The sequence below is a fragment of the Amycolatopsis sp. MtRt-6 genome, assembly GCF_017308975.1.
Classification (GTDB): Bacteria; Actinomycetota; Actinomycetes; order Mycobacteriales; family Pseudonocardiaceae; genus Amycolatopsis.
Genome location: NZ_JADWPD010000023.1, coordinates 172,157 through 180,408, shown reverse-complemented (window position 1 = coordinate 180,408; position 8,252 = coordinate 172,157). Strand labels below are relative to the sequence as shown.

Annotated in this window: 8 protein-coding genes and 1 pseudogene; 2 read left to right on the top strand and 7 right to left on the bottom strand. The window is 61.5% G+C overall.

Going from position 1 to position 8,252, the window contains the following annotated elements:
- Positions 1–90: 90 nt before the first annotated feature.
- The 6 genes and pseudogenes from I4Q55_RS33035 to I4Q55_RS33010 all read right to left on the bottom strand — a co-directional run bounded on the left by I4Q55_RS33035 (position 91) and on the right by I4Q55_RS33010 (position 3,616).
- Positions 91–294, bottom strand: a complete 204-nt coding sequence (locus I4Q55_RS33035; protein ID WP_206793486.1) for a hypothetical protein — start codon at positions 292–294, stop codon at positions 91–93.
- Positions 291–1,843 (bottom strand): annotated as a pseudogene (locus I4Q55_RS33030) (FtsK/SpoIIIE domain-containing protein). The gene I4Q55_RS33035 and the pseudogene I4Q55_RS33030 overlap by 4 nt, the downstream one beginning before the upstream one ends.
- A gap of 334 nt (positions 1,844–2,177) precedes the next feature.
- Positions 2,178–2,423, bottom strand: coding sequence for an AMED_5909 family protein (locus I4Q55_RS33025; protein ID WP_307793372.1), 246 nt, complete (start codon positions 2,421–2,423; stop codon positions 2,178–2,180).
- Positions 2,410–2,676: a hypothetical protein gene (locus tag I4Q55_RS33020; RefSeq protein ID WP_206793452.1), complete on the bottom strand. Its 267-nt coding sequence runs from the start codon at positions 2,674–2,676 to the stop codon at positions 2,410–2,412. Before I4Q55_RS33020 ends, I4Q55_RS33025 begins: the two co-directional genes overlap by 14 nt.
- Positions 2,677–2,922: 246 nt before the next feature.
- Positions 2,923–3,369 carry a hypothetical protein gene (locus I4Q55_RS33015; protein WP_206793450.1) on the bottom strand — a complete coding sequence of 149 codons (447 nt, stop codon included), beginning with the start codon at positions 3,367–3,369 and terminating at the stop codon, positions 2,923–2,925.
- Between the two features lie 22 nt (positions 3,370–3,391).
- A complete protein-coding gene (locus I4Q55_RS33010; protein WP_072476542.1) occupies positions 3,392–3,616 on the bottom strand; it encodes a hypothetical protein in 225 nt (74 codons plus the stop codon).
- Between the two features lie 238 nt (positions 3,617–3,854).
- Here I4Q55_RS33010 and I4Q55_RS33005 point away from each other — a divergent pair, with 238 nt between their 5' ends.
- The gene (locus I4Q55_RS33005) at positions 3,855–4,598 is read left to right on the top strand and encodes a DUF5919 domain-containing protein (protein ID WP_206793448.1); all 744 of its coding nucleotides are present in this window, start codon (positions 3,855–3,857) and stop codon (positions 4,596–4,598) included.
- Positions 4,599–4,610: 12 nt separating this feature from the next.
- A complete protein-coding gene (locus I4Q55_RS33000) occupies positions 4,611–5,081 on the top strand; it encodes an NUDIX hydrolase (protein ID WP_206793446.1) in 471 nt (156 codons plus the stop codon).
- Between the two features lie 5 nt (positions 5,082–5,086).
- On the opposite strand, the gene I4Q55_RS32995 is transcribed toward I4Q55_RS33000, so the two are convergent.
- Positions 5,087–7,633: a tetratricopeptide repeat protein gene (locus I4Q55_RS32995; protein ID WP_206793444.1), complete on the bottom strand. Its 2,547-nt coding sequence runs from the start codon at positions 7,631–7,633 to the stop codon at positions 5,087–5,089.
- Positions 7,634–8,252 lie beyond the last annotated feature (619 nt).

The following is an 8,252-nucleotide window of genomic DNA, read 5'->3' as shown; positions in this document are numbered from 1 at the left end:
GCCGCGACGGGCCACCGCGACGACATCGTCACGGAACTCACGGGGGTAGGGCTTGGGCACGGTGACATCCTTCCAGGCGAGGCCGAAGCCTCACAGATGAGGTGTCAACCAGACCCTGGGCAGACCCTGGGTCCACACCAGCAGCGCCCGAGCGACCTCCGGCAGGCCGTCCACGTCGAGCTGAACCGTGATCGGGCTGGACCAGGCGTTGACGTCGACCGACGCGGCCGGCGGCAGCTGATACGAGTCGAGGTGGTCACGGATGGCGTCGAGGAAGATCATCAGCCGGTTCACGCGGCCACCCCCTCACCACCGTGTCGCAAATCCGCGACACCACCATTGGTCACATACGCCTCCAGCGCCTTCACCGTGCTGTCAGAGACCCACCCGGCCCGGACACGCAACGGTTCGCGGATGCCCTCGCCCCAGACGTAACCGACTCCGGCCTCAGCGTCGCCGATCCGGTTCGCCCACGCCCCGCGCTCATACGCCCCGTCACCCAGCACCATCCCGACGTGCGTCTTCGAGGTCACGCGCAGGCACACCCGCCGGGTGAACAGCTCCCGGACCGGCACGGTGTCCTTAGTGGGCTCCTGGACATAGCCACGGACCGAGATCCCCAACGCACGCCCTTGCGTCGTCAGCAGCGCGACGCGCTCCACAATGGCCTCGCGGGTCTTGCGGTCGGTGTACTTCGTCAGCGCGCCGATCTCGTCGAACTCCAGCAGCTCCAACGGATACTCCGTCGACACCGGGATCGTGCGCAGCCGCCCGGCGAACGCGCGCTTGCGCGATTCCATCTCCTCCACCAGGCCGTCAAGCAGCTCAACCGCGTCCTTGCCGCCCACGGCGTAGCGAGAGAAGATCCCGCGCCCGTAGGCCAGTTCCATGCCCTTGGGGTCGATCCCGGACATGCGCACCACCCCGGCCCGGATCGCCGGAGCAGCGGCCACGAGCGGGCACCACATGACGCTGTTCTTCCCTGCACCCGACGCACCGGCAGTCAGGCAGTGCGCGCCAGAGCCGAGCAACGGAACGCGCCAGTCACGGCCGTACTCGGTCCGCCCGGCCCAGACGTTGCGCAGGTCCACGCCGGTCGAGTCGACGCCGTCCGGAACCTGGGGGCCAGCCACGCCGCCGCTGAGCAGGTCACGGCGCTGGAAGTCGATCGATACGACGTTAGGGGCCAGCTCGCGGACCTGACAGCGAGTGACCTTCCGCGCAACGGCCAGAGCCCGGGCGGCCTCGTCGAAGTCCTCCGGCTTCTGCCCGGCCACCAGCTCCACCCGCACCTCATCCCACGAGGCACCCGACCGGACGCCGAGCACCTTGGGCATCCGGGTGCCGGAGCGGGTCGAGGTCGAGCGGGACAGTGCTCGTCGACGGCCGACGAGGTTTACGTTCACCACCACCGGCAACGCCTCGTCCCGCACCGACAGACCGCACGCGTGCAGCCACTCCGCCAGCTTCCGCCCGTAAACCACCCAGCGAGCCCACCACGAGCGCAGGAACCGCCAGCACCACTGATCAAACGAGACGGCATCGATCGCCCACCACGCCGCGAGGACCGCCGCGACACTGCCGAGGGTGATCGCCAGCGACAGCCAGCCGACCAGCTCACACCAGCCGTAGACCACGATTGCGGCGAGGCTGGTCCGCCACCGGTCACAACCTGCGCGAGCATCCACACCACGGCCTTGCACAGCCACCACAGGGCCACGAACACCACGGCCGCCGCAGCCAAGGCTTCCAGAATCGAGGCCAGGGCGCGGCCGATCTTATGCAGCACCCACACACCGAGCCCCAGCCCAGCCAGGGCCACTACCGCGAACCCGGGAGACATCACCGACCACCCCGCTTCACGTCGAGATCCAACGGCAGCATTCCCAAGCAGGGCGCGCACTTGGTCTCGCCGGGCAGGAGCTTGGCGAATCGCTTGCAGGAGGCGCAGCGCGTTCGGGTGACCCCCGTTGACGCGCGCCGGTTGTCATCGTTTAGCGTTGTCATTGTTCACTTCCGCTGGTTGTGGACAGCGCAGGAGCGGCAAGGTTGGTAGCCGGGCACCGCTTCTGCGCCTTACGGATCACACGCACCCGCAACAGGACGTGCTTCATCAACGCACGTCATAGCGCGCGTTTTTCGCTGATACTGTTGACTTTTCGCTCGTCTACATGGGACTAGTCAGCGGGCGTTCCTTCCGCCTGGAGTTCGGCCGAGATCTCACCCGCCTTCCGCTCCTCGTATCCGGCCCAGTACAGCGCCTCGTGGTGATGGCCCCGGTCGACGTCCGCGACGGCCTTGTACAGCCGCGCGTTGCCGAGGCGGAACGCCAGCCACACCGACGGGTTCGCGTCGTTCGGTGGCCGGCGGTCCATCACGACCTCGTGGGCGTCCCGCAGCGTCTTCGGCTCACCCTTGCGCACGGTCACGCCTCTCCGCGCGGGCTTCCAGCAGGGCCGCCAGTTCCTCGGCGTGGTCGCGGAGCCGGCGAAGGAACACCGCGCACCCCGTCCAGGCGGTCTGGTCCTCCGGCGGCACCAGCGTCACCACGCACAGCCCACCAGCCAGCACCAGGACCGGCGGATGCGTCGCGCCCGTCCCGGTCTCCTCCACCGTCACCTCGGTACCCGCGCCCACCGTCCAGCGCAGCCCCAGCTCGTCCCACGTTGCCGTCATGTCGTTCCCATTCCCGGGCCAGGTCGGCGAACCCCTCGGCCGCCGACTCCAGCGCCGCCACACACCACCACGGCAACCCCCGCACCTGCGCCAGCTCGTGCCACGCCCGCGACACCCGCCGAGCAGCATTCGCCGTGTTCGTCGCACTCACCGGCGACAGCACCGCGCGACCGTGTTCCCAGGCGGCCATGTAGTCCCGGTAGGCCTGCTCCCACGCCTCGACCTGCTCGCGGAAGCCCATGCCTGTCACGCCGCCTTCGCCGTCTCACTGGTCCCACCGGACCGAGACGGCTTGCTCGTGGCCTGCTTGAAGCCGGTCGCGCGGAACACGTAGGACTGGTACTTGAACTCGCCCTGTCCCGCCACGCGCGGTTCGGCCGTCAGGCCGTCCAGCTCGATAGGCCGCATCCCCGGCAGCGCCTCTGAGGTAGTCGGCACGGGCTGGACGTCGGCGAGAAGGGTGATCTCGAAGGAGGCTCGCTTGGCGCGGGTCTCGGCCGGGTCGGTGACCATGACCTTCCACTGCCGCTTACCCGTGATCTCGTCGACCCGCTGCCGCACCGGGCGATTGGCGGCGCGGTCCTCACGCGACTGGTACTCGTTGTCCGGCGACACCTCGCCCACCATCACCAAGCCCTGCGGAAACGCGTCATCGAAGTCGATCCCGAACCGGTGTCCCTTGTCGATAGCCATGCTGAATCCCTTGTGTCGTCTGTTAGTTGGTCTCTTCGGGCGGTTCTCCGCCTCGTGCCGCTGCGGCGTCCAGTGCCGCGCTGACCTCGTCCAGTTCCCTCCGCAGTACGGCGATGGCGTCGGAGTCCACGAGCAGGACCACCGGGAACGCCTTGCCGAACCGGACTTCCGCGCGGTTTGCGTACGTCAGCGCCCGGACACGAATCGGCAGATCAGCCGTGACGTGGATCTGAACCGTGTCGCGCATGCCACGCCGCGCCTACGCCGCACGTCGGCGAGGGACCGCCCGCTTGTCCAAGCCAGTCGGCCGGACGGCGGTTTCAATGATCACGCCTACCTCCTCGGGTGTCCTGGCCACCGGGCCTGCCCCGGCAACCTGACACCCAGACTCCGCCAAAACGCGGGACGTGATCACCACGTGGCGGGACATCTTGGGACGTCCCTGGTACCGTCGAAGACGTCCCTACACGTCCCAAGGGGTGCCGATGCCGAACGAACGCCTGCGTGACGCGCTACTGCGCAACGGCCTCACATTGGAGCAGGTCGCAAAGGCTGTGGGGGTGGATCAGAAGACCGTCGAGCGCTGGATCACCAAGAACCGGACGCCCTATCCCAAGCATCGGCACAAGATCGCCGCCATGGCGCGCGAGTCAGAGACTTACCTGTGGCCGGACTCCGTGGCCCCGGAGCGCAAGGCCGAGACGGCCGCCGCTGAACTGGTGCAGGTGTTCCCGCATCGCAACGCCGTCCCCGTCGAGCTGTGGGACCGGCTGATCAAGGAAGCATCGGAGACCGTCGAGATCCTGGTCCATGCAGCTCTGTTCCTGGTCGAACGCCCGCGGTTCATCAAGGACCTGGCAGCCAAGGCAGAGGCCGGCGCGAAGATCCGGCTCGTGTTCGGAGACCCCGGGGGTGACAGCGTCGCACTGCGCGGCGAGGAAGAGCAGCTCGGCGACGGGACGCTTGCGGCGCGCATCCGCAACGCCCTGGCGTTCTACCGGCCGCTGATCGGCGTCGACGGGGTCGAGATGCGGTTCCACAACACAACGCTCTACAACTCGATCTTCCGATTCGACGACGAGATGATCATCAACACGCACGTGTACGGGTTCCAGGGAGCCCACGCCCCATCCCTCCACCTGCGGAGACTCTCCGCCGGGGACCTCTTCGAGACGTACTCGGAGAGCTTCGAGTCAGTCTGGAACCTCGCTAAGCCCGCCACCTTCTAAGGAGGCAGCAGCATGACCCGAGTCGACTACTACAACGACCCGAACGCACCCAAAGCCAACAGCATCGCGGTAGCAGTGTCAGCGTTCATCCAGGACGACGAAGGCCGGATCTTGATGATCAGGCGCACCGACAACGACCTGTACTCGATCCCAGGCGGCCAACTAGAGCTCGGCGAGACGCTCGCTGAAGCTGCGGTCCGGGAAGTCCGCGAAGAGACCGGAATCGAGTGCGAAATTGTGGGCGTGATTGGCCTTTACTCCGATCCAAAGCACGTCATAGCCTATGACGACGGGGAGGTCCGACAAGAATTCTCAATTTGCTTCCGCGCCACCCTCCGAGATGGCACTCTTCGGACAAGCAACGAAAGCAGCGAGGTCGGCTGGATAAGTCTTCAAGAGTTATCCAGCCTAAATATCCACCCCTCAATCAGACTCCGGATTACGCACGCCACTGAAGAACCCCGGAATGTCTACTTCACTTAGTCATCCTAGTTCAGCCATGCAACATTCAATGCACGTATACCTTTAGGATTTTCGTCATCTGGCATAAAGGCTACAGTTACACCAGATTCCAAGTGAAACCAGTCCTGCTGCGACAAAAGGTCGCGAATGTGGAAGAAATAATCCCTGATTCCCGAAGTGATAAATCCGTATGCTTTATCCGGAACCAGTGTCTTTACTTGCCCGATCCGACGGTCGAGCGATGACGCGTCTGCACGCCTCACAAACTCAATCAACCTGGACTTGAAAGTGGCAACCTTCCTCCTCAGAAAATCATCTTCAATATGATCGCGCAAAGAATCACATATGCTCGCCAACAACAAGAGTCGATCACATGGCTCGCCGATCAGATACTCGACAGTTATACATTCTAACTGATGCAGCACCTCTTCTGCAAATTCCATCGCCCGATCAATAAATCCGTTGTCAATATCTAACTGCAGATTGTATGACGCAGCACGAAGAGCAATCACAGTCATTTCCACGCCATAGGGGGATGACCCTGGCACGGTAAGCACATGAATCGCCGAGTCGAAGGCTTCCCTAAATGAACCATTAGTCAGATTGGCCCACGAAATCTGCCTTAGCACAACCGCACTATCTGGATCCTTCCGAGCGGCTTTCCGGAGAAAAGTTAGACCACTGTCTAGGTCGATGTTCTCGTCAACAAGGAAAGAACCAAAGAAATAGTTAAGAGATGAACTATCTGGCGCCAGTTCGATCGCTCTATCAAAAGCGTTCCGCGCGGACGAGTAATCTCCAGACTGCGCGTAAATCTGAGCCTCCACGCGCCACGTCTCAAAGTAATTGGGAGACAATCGACGTGCCTCGGCGCAGTCTTGCAGAGCCTGGTCAAACTTTCTTATTTCGGCCTTTCTGCCAGCGGAACGAAGTACGCGGGCAGCACCAAATTCCCCCGCACTTACATCAAGCGTTCCCGGATCATAGGGAGATGCCGAGTTCTCATCACGGAGCGATCTTCCCAGCGCGATGAGACGCTGGTTGTTAGACTGAAATCTTTTACGATCATCAGACGATACGGGATGCTGCTTTTCCAGATACGTTCTACCAAACTCAGTGAGCTCGTAAGTGGTCTCGACTTCGCGTGAACCTGACTGAGTTCTCATATGGACAAAATTGGTAGTAAGCAACTCAAGAATTGCGGCCTGCGTCTGGTCGGCATTAAACTCACACAAGAAAGCAATCTCCGACTGAGTTCGCACACCAGGAAGGACTTGCATACACTTAAGCACAGTCTGCGCACCAGCACGAAGGAACTTGTGCACATTCGACATGCAATAGTCCAAGAACAAGCCGTTATCACGCAAAAGTTCCTCAGGCCGCTTCCCCGCCTGCACGCCAGACACAAACCACTTTATGTATGCCGGGCGGCCGAGCATTGCCTTGGACACCCGAGACATGCCGTCCTTATCCAGGGCTTTCAACGCGTCCACTTCACGCGTACGAGCCAAGACATAGAGCAAGCGCTCTGCTTCGTCGTCAGTAAGGGGACCAAGGTTTACTGGGTTCTCTACGCCAACACCGATTCTACTAGTGATAATCACCTTGCTTCCCAACGGGATCTCTAGTAAGAATTCCCGCAATCGGGCGTCCAGCACGGTCTCAAGATTGTCGAGAATGAGGAGCACCTTGAAGCTAGCCAGATAACTGAGGACCTCGTCGATCGGGTCACCCTCAAAGCTGCCAGCCAGGCTTTCCGCAGCACTAGCGAACAATCCAAGCGAGTCTTCGATTGCCCCACTTATCCTTACAACTTCACTTGTGGTCAATCGCTCCGACTTCGCAGTAACCCACACTATTGCATCAAAGTTTGCATTTGGGTCGTCCAGCAGGTCGTACGCAATCTTCAGGGCAATCGCAGTTTTGCCGATACCACCGTCCCCCAGAACAGAAACTACTGGGTACGCACCCTTGACGATCCTCTTGATTCGCTCTACTTGCTTTTTTCGACCAAAGAAGCCGGTCTCATCGAAGTCCGGAATCGGGAGATTATGCATCGGCCCAGGATCCGGGTCACCCTTGAGGTTGATATTAAGACTCAATACATAGGAGGGATTTTGGGATATTTTTTCAATAGCCAATCCAACATTTGGCCAGAGTTCCTTGTTGCCGTTAGTGCGAAGTGACCGACAAAAATCCAGGACAGTCGGCAAATCTTCGATCTCCATCGGTCTCGTGTGAGCAACACGATTTCGAATTGGAGCAATCTTGGAGATCGCTTGCGTTAGCCTCGGAAGCTCTTCTTTTAGGTCAGCGTCAACGTTATGAGAAAAGCGATTCAACAGCTGGATACCGTCGGCATAGTCTATGAACTGGATTAAAGTTCCCATTGAGAGCTGGGCACCCGAAATTCGTTCACGAGAACAACGATCAACGACTTTTTCATATTCGTCTTTTGTGAAGATATCCAGAGGCTCTAGATCGCCCACGGCTTCCTCGACATGCAATCGAGTATCTTCCTCAAGCGCAGATATAAGCGCGAAGCAAGTCAACCGTGTAGCGCTATAGCTCATCTTGTTCCTCAACTTCCTCAACATGAGAAGAGTCGTTTATTAAGACGGTTCGTTGCGAGCTGCCGAACTTGGCTCTATGGGATCAAGAGCGCGCCGCCGCTGGCGGCGCGCCTGTCGCCTACGTAGCCCCTCGCCTGGGCGGCCGCATCCGCTTCCGACACGGCGGGCTGCCGCTCCGCTCCGCCCGCCGGCCGGGCGGTGCGGCCGCCAGCGGGTCACCTGGCGCAGCGCCGCGCGGCGGCGGCACACGGGTCCCCAGAGCCAACGTCGGCCTCCTCTGCGAGCGGTCGTGACATACGGGTCGTTCGTGACTCGATCTCCGTTACGCACCGTCGTGAGAGACCTCCATCCCGACGCCGGATCGTGACAACGGCCGGTAGCACCGCGTCAAGACGGTGAAGCGTGTCTTGACCCGGCACCACCGGCCGCGTGCTGGCTTCGTATCGGGATGCAGGGGTAGGTGTGGCTGGTCCGCCAGGCCGTCTCCAGGCCGTCAGAGGCCAGGGAGCAGCGACAGACGACGAGAACTAACGAGACGCATCAGCGCAGCTCAGAGGCCGTTTGCGCGAAGTGAGGGAGATCAGCGAAATCCGGCTGAGAAATCCTCGACATTTTCGAG